A 14,832-nucleotide genomic window follows, 5' to 3' on the forward strand; every position below is an offset into this window, starting at 1 on the left:
ATAGGTTCGCAGGGAACAGCTTTCACAGCTCGTTCGGGCCGGGGGCCCCCGATCGGAGAGTGGATGTCGCTGTGCGTGCGCATTCCTCGGCCAGCTTCCGGCCGATGTCGTTGCGCAGCTGTTTCTTATCGATCTTTCCGACGTTGGTCTGCGGAAGGGCCGGCACCCACTCGAGCCGCTCGGGCCATTTGAACTTCGCGACGCCCAATGCCTCCAGGTGTTGCCGAACCTCGGTCATCGTCAGTGCCGTGCCGTCCTGCGCGATCAAATACGCGCACGTCTTCTCGCCGAGCCGGGCGTCGGGCATCGCCACGACCGCGGCGTTGGCAATATTCGGGTGCTTGACCAGCAGAAGCTCGATCTCCTCGGCATTGATCTTCTCGCCGCCGCGATTGATCAGGTCCTTGAGCCTGCCTTCGATCGAGATGTATCGCTGTCCGTCGATCACGGTGATCTTCGCCAAGTCGCCGGTTCGATAGAAACCGTCCGAGGTGAATGCGGTTCGATTGTGTTCGTCCGCATCGAAATAACCCGCGATGGTGTACGGACCACGACAACTCAATTCGCCGACACTGCCGTCGGGGAGTTCGGCCTGGCCGCCGGGCTCGAGGATGCGGACTTCGTCGTCCGCGGACAGGGGCGTGCCGACCGTCCCGAACCGCGCGGCGGCCGGCGCGTCCAACGGCGTGACCAGGAACATGCCTTCCGACATACCGAACATCTGCCCGGCCCACCGCTGCGTCCCGGCATCGGCCCGCTCGAAAATCGAAGAGGTCGGTTTCGCCCCGGACATGACGATCCGTCGCAGCTGCTGTCGCGGCTCGTCGAACTCCGGCGAAAGCAATGCCTGGTAGTGACCGTGCCCGATGAGGACGTCCGTGGCATGAGCCTGCGTCATCAGCGGGAATGCCGTTGCGGTATCGGCGGTCGCCAGGATCAGGCACCCACCGACCGAATGAGCCCCGTGCAGCCCGCAGGTTATTCCCGCGTTGTGAATGAGCGGAATCAGGTGGGCGACTCGGGTGTTCTCGTCCCACCCCAGACGCCTGGCGTACAGCAGTGCGTTGTTCCAGTACTCCACGTGCAGTCGCGGGATCACCTTCGGGGCGCCGGTCGTTCCACCCGAAAGCTGGAATGCCACAACGTTTTCCGGATCGATCCCGGATTGGATGCGGTCCACGGTGGCACGCGCGTCGTCGGGCGTCAGCTCGGCCCCGAGCGATTCGAGCGCGATCAGGCCCGCGCCGTCCGACGGTGCACCGACGGTGATGATGTGCCGCAACGTCGGATGGCCGGTCCGCTGTTCCCGGGCGAAAGCGATGAGATCGAACGAGGTTCCACCCTCGACCAGATGAGCCACCGCGGCCACCTTGCGACTGATGTGCCCGATCTCGTGACCACGGTGTGCGGCCAATGTCGCGACGGGGACCAGGCCCGCCTTCAGACATCCGTACCACGCCCACACGGTCTCGAGCCGGTTGGTGACCTGGAAGACGATCGGATCTCCAGGTTGCAGGCCGAGCCGGGCGAGTCCGGCCGCGATCCGGTCCGTGCGGAGATCCAGTTCACCGAAGGTCACCGTTCCCTGCGCCGCGATCACCGCTGGGCGATCGGGAAATCGCCGGGCGATCTCGCGCAGTCGCTGGGCAAGCGGTGTGTCCGTCCAGGCTCCGGACCTGCGGTATCGCTCCATCCGCTCAGCCGGATACCCGACCAGCCGGTGCTCCCAGCGGGCTCGGCCCGGCCGAGCTGTGACCGTCATCGACTCGCCACCGCAGGCAGCAGCCGGGCCAGTTCCGCGATGTGGTCCGGGTGATCGGCGGGCACGATGCCGGAGTAGACGGCGGTCCAGCAGCCCGGGCAGCACTGCTGACGGAAGACGACCTCGGTATCGACGTATTCGGCGGGATCGGAGGTCACCTGGGCACCGGCGGCGCTCGACGGGCCCTCGTACCGCGCGAGAGCGAGCTTCCCGGATTTGTCGTCGCCGAGCAACCGCCCGCAATGAGCGCATCCGATGACGCGGGCCTCGCCGATCGTGACCTCGACGAGGTTGTCGTCGAGTCGGCGGGCATCGGTCAAATCCAGTGTGGCGCCCTGGTTCGGAGGCTGCGAGGAGCGGTCTCGCCGATGCTCTCGTATCGATGTGCGGAGTTCCTCGGTCCCGGCGGCATCGACCGCACCGTCGACGACGCGGACGCCGTACCCGCTCTCGGCACCGGCGAGCGTGACCTTGCCATTGCGGACATCGGCCGCGACCGCCTCGGGTTCGCGCCGCAGCGGATCGCCGTACCCGCCACCGCCTTGCCAATGCATGTACAGCACCTCCCCCGGAGCCAGGAAGCTCTCCGCGTAGCAGGCGCCCAGTTCGTGTGTCCCGGCCAGTTCCTCCAGCGAGCCCGGAATCCGTCCCTCGGCCAGCATTGCGGCGACACCGGAGTCGCGAGCGAGGACCTCCAGTCCGGTGTTGCCGGGCAGGCCACCGGCCAGCCCGCCGTTCTGCGCCACGGCCTTACCCGCCGAGGCGAAGATCAGCCCCATCGGCAGGCTGGTGCCGTACGGGGTCACCGCCAACGACGCGCTCACGCCGCCTCGGTGACGGCCCGGTCCGCCGGAATCCGGCTCCTCACGCCGCCACAGGGTCAGCAGGGGATAGAGGAACTCGGTCATCTCGGTGTCGGGGATGCGTCCCATCGGAATGCAGAACAGTCCGCCGGTATCCATTCCGTCGGCCACCGGTCGGGCGCCGTAACCACCGGCCATCGGCTCCATGATGATGTTGAGGAAGGGCACCGGCTGCTCGGGCCGCTCATCCAGACCCGCGACCACCGCGGTGTCCCAGGTACCGCAGCACGACGCCTGGACATTCTTACCCAGCTCGATGTGCCGATCGAGCATCTGGGCCAGACATTCGGCGATCAGGTTGCCGGTGAGCCAAGCGGGTCCGATCGGGCCGCGGCTGACCGCCGCGGGGAAGGTGGCATTGTTGAGCGTCCCCTCCTCCGATACCAGGTCGAAGCAGCGCATGAGCCCACCCGCCGACCACGGGATGTCGCCCGCGAGAATCGGGAGCAGAGCCAGCATCACCCCGCCGCGCATTCCGGCATAGGTGCAGTTGATGACGCCCGACTGCGGATCGGTGCCGGTGAAGTCGAAGACCAGATGGTCACGATTCTTCGTCATCGCCACGGTGATCTTGTGCACCTCGCGGTCGCCGACCTGGGACTGGTCCTGATAGCCGGTGGCCCGCCAGGTCCCGTCGGGCAGATCGGTCAACTTCGCCCGCAGCCGGGTCTCGGCGTCGGCCATCATGCGCTTCATGACCGCTTTCACGGTGTCCGCGCCGTACTGTTCGATGACCGCGAGCAACCGGTTGCGGCCCACCGTGTTCGCCCCGATCTTCGCCCGCAGGTCCAGGCCCACCAGCATGGGCACCCGCGAACGGCGTACCCAGGCATCGGCGACGTCGCGCTGGAGTTCGTAATCGCGGACGACCTTGATCGGCGGGGTGGGCACCGATTCGGAGAACACGTCCTTGGCCGCGGGGTCGAACGATCCGAGCCCGGAGCCGCCCAGATCGGGTTCGTGACAGATCGCGCTGGTCCAGCCGAACAGCTTTCCGTCGTGGAACACCGGTTGGTACACGATCACATCACTTTGGTGCAGCCCGCCACCGACCCACGGGTCGTTGCACAGGAACATGTCACCGGCGGTGATGCCGGGGTTCGTGGCCCGGTTCCGCAACGTCCAGTAGATCGCCAGATCGACCGCACCGACCAGCATCGTGTTGTAGAGCCCGACCTGTACCTCCTGGCCGAGTTCGTCGCTGATGGCGAAGTCGAAGTCGTTGGCGTCGGTCACGATCGGTGAACCCGACATGCGCTTGAGGGCCTCGCCCATCTCATCGGTCACCGACCAGAGCCGATGCCGGATCACCTCGTAGGTGAGCGGGTCGACACTGTCGATCTGTTCCTGGGTGACGGTGTGCACGGGCACCGACGGCGGCAGCGAACGCCGCAGGGCGTCGAGGTCCGGGGGTCGGCTCGCGAAACCTTCGGAACCGGGGATCGGTGTGGTCATGGTTCTGTACTCCTGTGGCGAGATCTGGTTCGGACTCGGACGGTCCGGGTCAGTCGACGGTGATGTGCAAGTTGCCGAGCCGGTCGATCGAGCCGGTCGTGTCGTGTGGCACCACCACGGTCGTGGTCGGCACTTCGATGACGGCGGGCCCGCGCAGGACATGGCCCGCGCGCAACTTCGCGTAGTCGTAGATATCGGTGTCCACATAGCCGCGCCGACCATCCAGGCACACTTTTCTGGTTCCCACGTGCGCCGCGCGCGGGTCCGATGATTCCGCGGCGGCCAGAGCCGGCAGTTCGGGCGTGAACGGCAGGACGCCGGTGCCGCGCACCCGGTAGGTGATCGCCTGGATGCCCGCCTCCCGGAATCCGCTGTCGGGACCGTAGAGGTCCGCGTAACGCTGTTCGAACATGGCCGAGGCCTCCGCGATTTCGGCGGCGCCGAGCGCACCGGCCGGGATCGGCGTCGCGACCTCCGCCAGCTGCATCGTGTACCGCATATCGATCTCGCGGCTGATTTCGATCGTGGCGAACCGCAATCCCTGCCGCGACAGCATCTCCCGGACCTGCTCTTCGAGTTGTTTGAAGTTCCGCTCGACACGCGCAGGGTCCAGCGGCATCACCGCGGGGTCCGAAAGTTCCTTGGCCAGAACGATATTCGAGGATGCCAGGCCGTAGGCGGAGAACGCCGACGCGACCTGGCCGAGGGGCACGACGACATTCTCGACGCCGATCTCCTGTGCGTAGAAACCGCAGTGCGCGGGGCCTGATCCGCCGAAGGCGTACACGATGAACTCGCGTGGGTCGTGCCCCGCCTCGACGACGGTCTTGCGTAACAGGTCACCGGTCTGCGCGTTCTGCACCTCGTAGATCGCCGCAGCGGCATCCTCGACCGACAGGCCCAGCGGCTCGGCGATGCGGGCCCGGATCGCCTGCCTCGCGAGCTCGAGGTTCAGCGCTTTTCGGCCGCCGAGCAGTCCACGCTCGGGAAGGATGCCGAGCACGAGGTTGGCGTCGGTGTTCGTCGGTTCGGCGCCGCCCTGCCCGTAGCAGGCAGGACCCGGGACCGCCTGCGCGCTGTGCGGCCCGATCTGCAGGTTCCCGCCCGCGTCGAGCCAGGCGATCGCGCCGCCACCGGAGCCGATCGCGTGCACCTCCAAGGTGGGCACGTTGATCGGATGGTGGTTGATGATGGTGGTCGACGAACGTACCGGCTCACCGTCCACGACGAGTCCGGCAAGAAATGTCGTTCCGCCGGCATCGGTGGCGATGATGTTGCGGTGGCCCAACTGCCTGCCCAGTGACACGGCGCCGACCACACCACCGGTCAGGACCGAACCGACGGTGGAGATCGCGTTGCCCGGCGCTTCCGCCGCCGCGACCGCCCCACCGTTGCTCTGCATCACCAGCAGCGGTCCCGCGAGCCTGCGATCACGCAGCTTGCTCTCCAGCTCACCGAGATAGTTCCGTAGTCCCGGGCCGATCTGTGTGCTCATGATCGTGGTCGCGTTGCGCGCGAACTCGCGGATCCGCGGGCTCACCTCACTGGACAGGGATACGAACACGGTGGGGTCGATCTCGTGCACGATCTCGCGGATCCGACGCTCGTGCGTCGCGTTGCGGAAGGACCACAGCAGCGATACCGCGATGGCCGAAATCCCGTCGGCGAGCAGGGTTTTCACTGCTGAGCGCACTTCGTCCTCGTTCAGCGCCACCACGACGCGGCCGTCACGATCGACCCGCTCGGTCACCTCGAGCGCGTGCCGCTTGGCGACCAGCCCGTGGGATTTGCTCTGGTCCAGCACATTCTGCAGCTGTTCGGCGGAGCGGCCGAGGTAGCGACCCTCGACGTTCATGATGTAGATCGAGTCGCGGTGCCCCTTGGTGGTGAGGAAGCCGACGTCCGGCACCTGGTTCATCACCAGCGCGTTCAGCGACGACGTGGTGCCGTGCGCGATGTGGTGGGTGTCGGCCAACATGTCCTCCAGCGGCCGTCCGAGCTGTTCGGCCAGCACGTCGAGCACATCCATCACGCCCTGGGAGTAATCCGGTGGCGTGGACGGCGCCTTTCCGGCGAGTACGAGCCCATCTCCGTCGTCGAGGACGGCGTCGGTGAACGTGCCACCGACATCCACACCGATCACATATGCCATTGCCGCTGCGCTCCTTCGGACAGTGGTGAGGCCGAATCCGACCAACCCAACCTGTTTTACGATGGCGTCAAGTATTTGACGTGCAAGACGACATGTCAAGGGGCTTCGGTGACTTCGATCACTTCACTGCCGTCAAAGGCGTTGCACGCCAGGCCAACTCCACTCCGACACTCATTACGGAGCGATAGATGACAGCCCGGTCGCTCGCACGAGGCACACGGACACCCACCCCACTCGCACCAGCCACACCACCCTTGACTAATCTGTCTCAATCGTCGAATAATTTTCGCACACGTCAAACTTTTGCTGAATGGCCTTCGAGGAACAGATCGGAAGGAAAGAGATGCACAGACACCGGATCGGGCTGGTGGTGCCCAGCTCCAACGCCACCGTCGAGACGGAGATGCCCCTACTGCTGTCGCGGCATCCCGAGGCCGAGTTCTCGTTCCACTCGTCCCGGATGCGGATGAACACCGTCTCCCCGGAAGGGCTCGCGGCGATGAACGCGCAGCGCGAGCGGTGCATTCTGGAAATCGCCGACGCATCCCCCGAGGTCATCCTGTATGCCTGCCTGGTAGCGGTCATGGTGGGCGGGCCCGGGGAACACCAAAGGGTGGAGAGTGCTGTCGCCGAACAACTCGCCACCGGCGGCTCCCCGGCACTCGTCCGCTCGAGTGCCGGAGCCTTGGTGGAGGGATTGCGGGCGCTGCGGGCGACGCGAGTCGCACTGGTCACTCCGTACATGCGACCGCTCGCGCAGCAGGTCGTGCGGTACATCGAGGCCGAGGGCTTCACCGTCACCGACTGGCGGGCGCTCGAGGTCGAGGACAACACCGACGTCGGATGCATCCCCGGTGACCAGGTCATGGCAGCGGCCCGATCGATCGACCTGAGCGACGTCGATGCGCTCGTGATCTCGTGCTGCGTCCAGATGCCCTCATTGCCTCTGATCGAGCCCGCCGAGCAGGAGTTCGGCATTCCCGTGCTGTCCGCGGCGACCGCCGGTGCCTACAGCATCCTGCGCAGCCTGGGCCTCCCGGTCGCCATACCGGGCGCCGGCAGCCTGCTGCGCGCGGACGCCACCGTCGCCGCCGGCTGACCGACCACCGTTTGGAGTCATCATGAGCGAACTCGCACACACCGTCCGGGGCGTCGACCACGTCGCCTACCCGACTTTCGACCCTGCCGCGACGGTCGCCTTCTACCGTGACGTGCTCGGATTCCCTGTCGTGCATTCGATCTGCGCGGCCGGGTGGGGTCCGGACAAACATCCCGATTTCATTCACTTCTTCTTCGATATCGGCAACGACGATCGCCTGGCGTTCTTCTACTACTTCGGCCTCGAGCCGCTCGACGGCGGACCGCAGGGCGACGCGTACTCGCGCTTCGAGGCAGACGTGCCGATCTGGTTCATCCGCTCGCGCCACCTGGCCATTCACGTCGACGGCGAATCCGAGCTCCTCGAATACCGGCGCCGTCTGGACGGCAGCCGATGGCCGGTGGAAATGCAGATTCAGCACGAAACCATCGAATCGATCTACACCCACGACCCGAACGGCTACATGATCGAGATCACCCGCGCGCTTCGCCCGGTCACTCCCCAGGAAGATCTCGACGCGAATCTGACCATCGACGCGCTGGTCGAGGTCGCGTCGCAGCCGAACCCGAGCATGGCCGCGCTGCTGGCCCGCAAGGCCGAACTCATCGTCGAGCGCGCGGCGGCCTGGCAGGACGCCCACGATGCCCGCTCGGCCGATGCCGGGGTGGTGGCGAAATGACGACGCTGTTCATCCTCGACGTTCCCGAGAACAAGCCGGTCACCGAGGTGGCCGGACACGATTCCTCGATCACCGTCGACCGCGTCGGACCGTATTTCAAACTCACTTCGGCCGGGCCGATCGTGATCGATCGCCGCGCGACCGGCTGCCGGCACGCCGTCTGGTACAGCAGTGTGGCCGGTCTCGTCGACTCGGTCATCACGCAGTGGGACAAGGACGCGATGAAGGTGGAACCCCGATGACCCGATCGGCCGAACGCCTCGGCGCCGGGCGGTACATCGAATCCGCACAGGCCCCCGAATCGACGACGACCTCCGTGCACGAACTTGTCACCGCGGACGGCGCCAAGGTCTCGGGCGTGCTCCGCACCGTCCCCGGAGCACGCACCGTGATCGCCCTCATGCACCCGCGCCAGGACCTCACCCACCACGTGCTCGTGCCCGAACTTCTCGCCCGCGGGCTGGCGGTGTGGACCCAGGGCACCCGGTCGCCGAACAACGACATCGCCTTGATCCACGAACAGGCCCTGCTCGATGTCGCCGCAGGCCAGGTCTTCTTGCGCGACAAAGGATTCGGACACGTCCTCACACTCGGTCATTCCGGCGGCGGCACGCTGTTCGCCTTCTACCACCAGCAGGCTGGGCTGCCTCCGAGCCGGCGTCTGTCCACCACCCCGGCGGGGCGGCCCGTCGATCTCGCCGGCGCGCAGATGCCACTGCCCGACGGCGCCGTCTTCATGGCGCCGCATCCCGGCCAGGGCGCGCTGTTGCAGCGTTCGATCGATCCCTCGGTTCTCGACGAGAGCGACCCGCTCAGCGTCGATCCCGCGTTGAATCCGTTCGACCCGGCCAACGGCTTCGCCGAACCCCCGCACACCTCCACCTACCCCCCGGATTTCGTGGAGCAGTACCGTGCGGCGCAGCGAGAACGCATCGAACGCCTGGACGCGACAGCGAAGGATCACGTCGCACGCGCATCCGCCGCACGTCGGCGATTCAAGGAGTCCGGCGACCCGGTCGACCGGCGCGCCGCCCTGGCGCCCCGCGTGATGACCGTCTATCGCACCGACGCCGACCTCCGATTCGTCGACCTGTCGCTGAGCCCGAACGAGCGTCCGTACGGATCGCTGTTCGGTCGTCGCCCGGATCTGACGAACTACGGTCTGGTCGGCTTCGGCCGGTTCACGACACCGGATGCGTGGCTTTCGACATGGTCCGGGCTGAGCACCAACGCCGATTTCGTGCGCTGCGCACCCGGGGTGAGTGTTCCCGCCCTGTTCATCGAACTCACCGGCGATCAGGCCTGCTTCCCCGAAGACGCGAAACGGATGGTCGCAGCGCTCGGTTCGGCCGACAAAACCCATACCTCGGTGGCGGGAACCCACTTCGGTGGTCCGATACGCGACGGGGCTCCCACCGCGGCCGCCCTGGCGGCAGCCCAGATCGGCGGCTGGCTGGCCGGCCGATTCCAGTGACCGAAACCGCCGCACTCACCTGCTCTGGAAAAACTTCCCGGCCGGTGCGGCGGCGGCGCGCACCAAATCGGCGTACACGGGTCCGGCCATCGCCGTGTGGACCAGGGCCAGATGCAACTGGTGTACTCCGATTCGTTCCTCCCAGCCTGTCGCGAGTGGATGAATCTCCTGATAACCGGCGATTATCCGATCCAGGTACGGCGCGCCGCCGAACAAGCGCAAAGTGGCCAGATCGGTCTCTCGATGTCCACCGTGCGCGGCCGGGTCCACCAGCCAGACTTCGTCACGACCCCAGAGCAGGTTGTGCGGATGCAGGTCGCCGTGAATTCTGGCCGGCCCTTCGACCGGCGGGTCGAACCTGTCCAGAGCCGTCTCGACGGCCGCGACATCATCGGCGGTCAGAGCCCCCGCATCCCTCGACGCGCGCAGATAAGGCTCGATTCGGCGCAGCCGGTACCACTCGAGCCACGCGATGGCGCCGCTGGTCGGCGTGTTGTCCAGAGGTTGGGTACCGATATACCCCGCCCAGTCGGCGCCGAAGTCCGGACAGGGTGCCTGATGCAGTGCGGCCAGTCGCCGACCGAAGTCCTCGGCACTGGCTGGACTCGGTTCACCGTGATGGATCCACTGCAATGCGATTCCGCTCGAATCCACCGCGATGACCTCGGGCAGCGACGGGCCGCCGGGCACCGCGATCCACCGGAGCCCCGCTGCCTCGGCAGCGAAGAAATCCGCGGGCGGCATCTTCGGCAATCGTTTGGCGAACAGCTCACTGCCATCATCCAACGTCAGTCGTTCCGCGATGCACACATCGCCGCCGGACACCGGAGTGACCCGAATTCGCTGATGCTCGAGGAACATTCCGAGATGGCGTGGGTTGGCACGAAGCCAATCGAGGTCCATCGGCGCGATGGTACGCGACGGCGGCTCAGCGCAGCGCCTGCGCCGCCTCCTTGCCCTGTTCGATGTCGCGGGAGGAACAGCACAGCAGATCGATCCCGGCCCGATTGGCGGCAATGGCCCGGTTGCCGGTCGACCCATAGTGCGCGAGCGCTCCCGCTTCCAGTGCGTCGCTGATGATCAACCCCTGGAAACCGAGTCGCCGGCGCAGGTGATTCTGCAAAATCACCGGCGACATGCCCGCCGGGCGGTTCGCATCCAGCGCCGGATAGATCGCCCAGGACGGCATGACATGTGCTACCCCGGCTCGAATCGCCCGAGCGAACGGGACCATGTCGACCCCGGTCAATTCCTGTGCCGACAACGTGATCGTGACGGGCTTTTCATCGGTGTTCGCACCCGCCGGCGCGGAACCCAGGCCCGGGAAATGTTTTGCGCAGGCCGAGACCTTACTGCCCTGCAGGGTCCGGACGTATGCTTCCGCGCAGTCGGCCACCACCGCGGGGCGGTCGGAAAAGCTGCGCCCGTACTGGTCCAGAAAATCCCCCGGACTGCGGTGCACACCGAGCACGGGGGCGAGATTGGTGTCGAGATTCGCCGCGGCCAGCACGTGCGCGGCAGAGACCGCCTGGGCGTCCGCGGCGCGAGAGACATCCCCCGCGGCACCGACCGTCTTGGCGGATCCGGCCGGGCCGCCCGGCAACCGGTTGACCTGCCCACCCTCCTGATCCGTGGTCAGCAGCAGCGGCACCGGCGAAGCCTTGCGCAGCTCCGCCGCAATCTCGGCGAGCTGCTGTGTGGACGCAATATTGTCGGCGAAAAAGATGACGCCCCCGATTTGGCTCCGGGAGGCCAGTGTGAGCAATTCCGCCGGAGGGTGGGGGCCCTTGTACGAATAAATAATGCGTCGGCCGGCAGGCAGCGCCGCGGCCCGGGCGCGCATCGCCGGAAGCGCCATGACGCCGAATGCGGCAGAGGACACCGAGGTCAAGAACCGTCGCCGGCCGAGCATGCGTATCGTTCCGTTCGTTGGCAGAGTCGGATGGTCTCATCCACCGTAACCGCCACCGGGCACGGGCCGGCCCGCTGCCCCTCCACGCGCCGAACGGACTCCCGCACAAGAGGTTTCGGTGAAGTACCGCTCCGAACCCGGATCGGGTGCAACGGGGGTCGGGTCGCCGGGACCGCCACCCTCAGAGGCGGTCCGCCCTGCTCTCGGCGAGGTCGTTGAACCGGGCGAGCATCCTGCCCAGCACGCGTACGTCCTCCGCCGGCCAGGTGGCGAGCATCGCGTGGAAGCGTTGCTGGCGGGCGGTGCGGGCGGTTTCCACCCTCCGGCGTCCCTCATCCGTGAGGACCAGCAGGTGAGCACGGCCGTCATCGGGATCGGGCCGGCGCTCGATCAGCCTGAGCTGTTCCAGCACCTTCACTTGCCGGCTGATGGTGGCCTTGCCGACGCCGAAGTGATCGGCCAGATCGCTGGGCCGCGAACGAGCACAGTCGTATATGCCGATGAGCAGTCCGTACGCTGCGGGCTCGAGCTCAGGGTGCACCTCGCGAGCCACCTCGGCGGACAGCGCCCGCGCACGACGGAACAGCACGCCCAGCTCATGCTCGACCGCCCGATACGCCTCATGTTCGCGCGCGGTCGTGGTTCCCTTCGTCATCGGTCCTTCATCTGCCCTCATACCCGCAACCTATCGGTTTTCGCCGGACCGCCACGATCGGCGGTCCGGCGGATCCGGGTCATTCGGCGGGGTGGCCGAGCCACAAGTCGTGCGAATCGTCGCCGTGGCCGGTCAGCTCGATCCCACTGGCCACCACTGGGTACCCGGTGGCCGTGACGGTGTACCGGCCACCCGTCAGGCCGGTGAAGTCGTACTCCCCGTCGGGGCCGGTTGTCCGAACGCCGACCACGTTCCCGGCCGCGTCGAGCAGCCTGACGCGGGCGTCCGGGACCGGGCCGCGGCCCTCGGCTCGGATCGTGCCGCGGATCCGCATGCCGGGGCGCAGTTCGACCTCCTGGCGGGTCCGGCCGCTGCCGACCTCGACCGGCACGGCGGCCGGACGGTATGTGGCGGCACTGACCGCGAGCGTGTAGGCGCCGGCGGTCACCGCCGGGACGAGGAAGGCGCCGTCGGCGTCGGTCGCGCCGCCGGCGACGACCTCACCGCGTCCGTCCGTCACGACGACCATCGCGTCCTCGATGGGTGCGCCGTCCACGCCGCGGACGACTCCGGCCAGGGCGCCGGAGCCGATGAGCGACACGTCGAAGTCGACCGGCTCGTCGCCGACCACCAGGGTCGCGGCCTGCGGGTCATGATTTCCCGCTGCGGCGATCAGCACGTAGGTGCCGCCGCCGAGAGCAGGCAGGACGTACCGTCCGTCGGCACCGGTGGTCGCGCGGCCGATCTGGCGCCCACCGACGTCGATCAGCGTGAGCACCGCACCGGGCATCGGGACACCGCCGTTGCGGACGAAACCGCGAATCATGCCGCTGCCCTGCGACTCTCCCGTCCGGACGGTGGCATCGGCTGGTATCGGAACGGTGACCTGGCCGTTGGACCCGACCGGGTTCCGGGCAGCGGTGGGGACCAGCTCCGGGTGCACGGCGTGCCGGCCGCGCGCCGAGGCGTCGGTCACGGGCGTGGAGGGAGCCAGGGCGGTCGGCGGCTCTTGGCTGTTGGACGTGCGCAGCGGCACCTCCTTGATGAACAGGATCACGATCACCGCGATCAGTACGCACGGCGCGGCGTACATGAAGACGTCACCGACGCCGTGACCGTAGGAGTCCTGGACGACGCCGCGGATCGGGGCGGGAAGGGCGGACAGCTTCGGGAGCGAGTCACCGCTGCCGACCGCGTGAACGCCGATGCGCGCGAGGCCGTCCGTCATGTAATGGGTGATCCGGTTGCCCAGCAGCGCGCCGAGCGCCGAGACGCCGATCGCGCCGCCGAGCGAGCGGAAGAAGGAGACGGTCGAACTGGCCACTCCGAGCTCCTGCGGCCGGACCTGATTCTGCACGCACAGCACCAGGTTCTGCATGGTCATGCCCAGGCCCGCCCCGACGCAGAGCATGTAGATCGCCACCTGCCAGTAGGCGGTGTCGTAGCGCACCAGGCTCAGCAGACCGTAACCGGCGGTCATCGCCACAGCGCCGAACACCAGGATGTTCTTCCAGCGTCCCGTGGTGCTGACGATGCGCCCGGAGATCGTCGACGCGACGGCCAGGCCGCCGATCATCGGCAACGTCATGAGGCCCGCCTTCGTCGGCGAGTCGCCGCGGGCCAGCTGGAAGTACTGGCTGAGGAAGGTCGTCGCGCCGAACATCGCGACGCCGACGAACAGGCTGGCCAGTGTGGACAGCGACAGGGTGCGGATTCGGAACAGGTGCAGTGGCACGATCGGCTCGCTCGCGAAGTTCTCCGCCACGACGAACAGCACCGCCAGGACCACCGCGCCGCCGAGCATCGCGGCGGTCTGCCACGACAGCCAGTCGTACTTGCTACCGGCGAACGAGACCCAGAGCAACAGCAGAGCGGCCGCGCCGGAAACCAGTGTCGCGCCGAGCCAGTCGATCTTCACCTTCCGCCTGTTCGTCGGGAGGTGAAGGGTTTTCTGCAGAACGATCAGCGCGACGACGGCGAACGGCACACCCACGTAGAAGCACCACCGCCAGCCGAGCCAGGAGGTGTCGACGATGACACCGCCGATCAGCGGACCGCCGACGGTGGCCAGGGCGAAGACCGCGCCCATATAGCCGGAGTAGCGGCCACGCTCGCGCGGCGAGATCATCACCGCCATGATCACCTGCACCAGGGCGCTGAGCCCGCCGGCGCCGAGCCCCTGGATGACCCGGGCCGTGATGAGCATCGCGGGGTTGTGCGCCTGCCCGGCGATGGCCGAGCCGACGACGAAGATCACCAGGGCGAACTGGATCAGGAGCTTCTTGCTCACCAGGTCCGCGAGCTTGCCCCAGATCGGAGTCGTGATCGTCATCGCGAGCAGTGTCCCGGTGATCACCCAGGTGTAGGTGGTCTGGCTCGCGTGCAGATCAGCGATGATCGTCGGCAGCGCGTTCGACACGACGGTGGACGACAGGATCGTCACGAACAGGCCGAGCAGCAGCCCGGATAGAGCTTCCATGATCTGCCGATGGGACATCGGGACACCTGAATCAGGTGCCGTCGCGCGCGCCTCGGCCGGTGCAACGGTTGCCATCCAACTTCCTTTCGCGCCCCGAAAGCCCGTGGCGTGAGGGACGGTGCTGACCTCCGCGGCTCGCTACCACAAAACTTGGTTGCCTAAGGCAAGTATCTACTAGTTGGTTGCCGAAAGCAACTTTATTTCGATGGTTGGGTGAACCGAGCAGGCCACCACACTCCGCTGCGAGATACCCGAACCATCCGGAGCAGGAGAAGTGATACCCCGCACCGCATTCACCGCAC

11 protein-coding genes are annotated in these 14,832 nt (G+C 67.0%); 4 read left to right on the forward strand and 7 right to left on the reverse strand.

Annotated features, from left to right (window positions below):
- Window positions 1-22 precede the first annotated feature (22 nt).
- The 3 genes from NV1_RS10090 to NV1_RS10100 are packed head-to-tail and all read right to left on the reverse strand — an operon-like array spanning window position 23 to window position 6,232.
- On the reverse strand, window positions 23-1,762 hold the full coding sequence (locus NV1_RS10090) for a (2,3-dihydroxybenzoyl)adenylate synthase (RefSeq protein WP_067888288.1): 1,740 nt from the start codon (window positions 1,760-1,762) through the stop codon (window positions 23-25).
- Window positions 1,759-4,080: a hydantoinase B/oxoprolinase family protein gene (locus tag NV1_RS10095; protein WP_067888291.1), complete on the reverse strand. Its 2,322-nt coding sequence runs from the start codon at window positions 4,078-4,080 to the stop codon at window positions 1,759-1,761. Before NV1_RS10095 ends, NV1_RS10090 begins: the two co-directional genes overlap by 4 nt.
- A gap of 49 nt (window positions 4,081-4,129) precedes the next feature.
- Window positions 4,130-6,232: a hydantoinase/oxoprolinase family protein gene (locus tag NV1_RS10100; protein WP_067888294.1), complete on the reverse strand. Its 2,103-nt coding sequence runs from the start codon at window positions 6,230-6,232 to the stop codon at window positions 4,130-4,132.
- Window positions 6,233-6,575: 343 nt separating this feature from the next.
- Between NV1_RS10100 and NV1_RS10105 the strand changes: the two genes are divergently transcribed.
- Genes NV1_RS10105 through NV1_RS10120 form a run of 4 tightly spaced genes read left to right on the forward strand, consistent with a single transcriptional unit; the run spans window position 6,576 to window position 9,484 of the window.
- Entirely contained in the window at window positions 6,576-7,331 is a 756-nt protein-coding gene (locus NV1_RS10105; RefSeq protein ID WP_067888941.1) for a maleate cis-trans isomerase family protein, read from the forward strand.
- A 22-nt stretch (window positions 7,332-7,353) separates the two neighbouring features.
- Window positions 7,354-8,010 carry a VOC family protein gene (locus tag NV1_RS10110; RefSeq protein ID WP_067888297.1) on the forward strand — a complete coding sequence of 219 codons (657 nt, stop codon included), beginning with the start codon at window positions 7,354-7,356 and terminating at the stop codon, window positions 8,008-8,010.
- Window positions 8,007-8,252, forward strand: coding sequence for a hypothetical protein (locus tag NV1_RS10115; protein WP_067888301.1), 246 nt, complete (start codon window positions 8,007-8,009; stop codon window positions 8,250-8,252). Before NV1_RS10110 ends, NV1_RS10115 begins: the two co-directional genes overlap by 4 nt.
- Window positions 8,249-9,484 carry an alpha/beta hydrolase gene (locus tag NV1_RS10120; protein WP_067888303.1) on the forward strand — a complete coding sequence of 412 codons (1,236 nt, stop codon included), beginning with the start codon at window positions 8,249-8,251 and terminating at the stop codon, window positions 9,482-9,484. The genes NV1_RS10115 and NV1_RS10120 overlap by 4 nt, the downstream gene beginning before the upstream one ends.
- A 15-nt stretch (window positions 9,485-9,499) precedes the next feature.
- Here NV1_RS10120 and NV1_RS10125 read toward each other — a convergent pair whose 3' ends face one another.
- The 4 genes from NV1_RS10125 to NV1_RS10140 form a co-directional block, all read right to left on the reverse strand.
- The gene (locus NV1_RS10125; protein WP_067888306.1) at window positions 9,500-10,387 is read right to left on the reverse strand and encodes a fructosamine kinase family protein; all 888 of its coding nucleotides are present in this window, start codon (window positions 10,385-10,387) and stop codon (window positions 9,500-9,502) included.
- A 25-nt stretch (window positions 10,388-10,412) separates the two neighbouring features.
- Window positions 10,413-11,396, reverse strand: coding sequence for a glycoside hydrolase family 3 N-terminal domain-containing protein (locus NV1_RS10130; protein ID WP_067888309.1), 984 nt, complete (start codon window positions 11,394-11,396; stop codon window positions 10,413-10,415).
- 181 nt (window positions 11,397-11,577) lie between these two features.
- Entirely contained in the window at window positions 11,578-12,051 is a 474-nt protein-coding gene (locus tag NV1_RS10135; RefSeq protein ID WP_174557421.1) for a MarR family winged helix-turn-helix transcriptional regulator, read from the reverse strand.
- Window positions 12,052-12,130: 79 nt separating this feature from the next.
- Window positions 12,131-14,605: an MFS transporter gene (locus tag NV1_RS10140; RefSeq protein ID WP_174557422.1), complete on the reverse strand. Its 2,475-nt coding sequence runs from the start codon at window positions 14,603-14,605 to the stop codon at window positions 12,131-12,133.
- Window positions 14,606-14,832 lie beyond the last annotated feature (227 nt).

It is taken from the genome of Nocardia vaccinii NBRC 15922 (genome assembly GCF_001613305.1).
Lineage (GTDB): Bacteria > Actinomycetota > Actinomycetes > Mycobacteriales > Mycobacteriaceae > Nocardia > Nocardia vaccinii.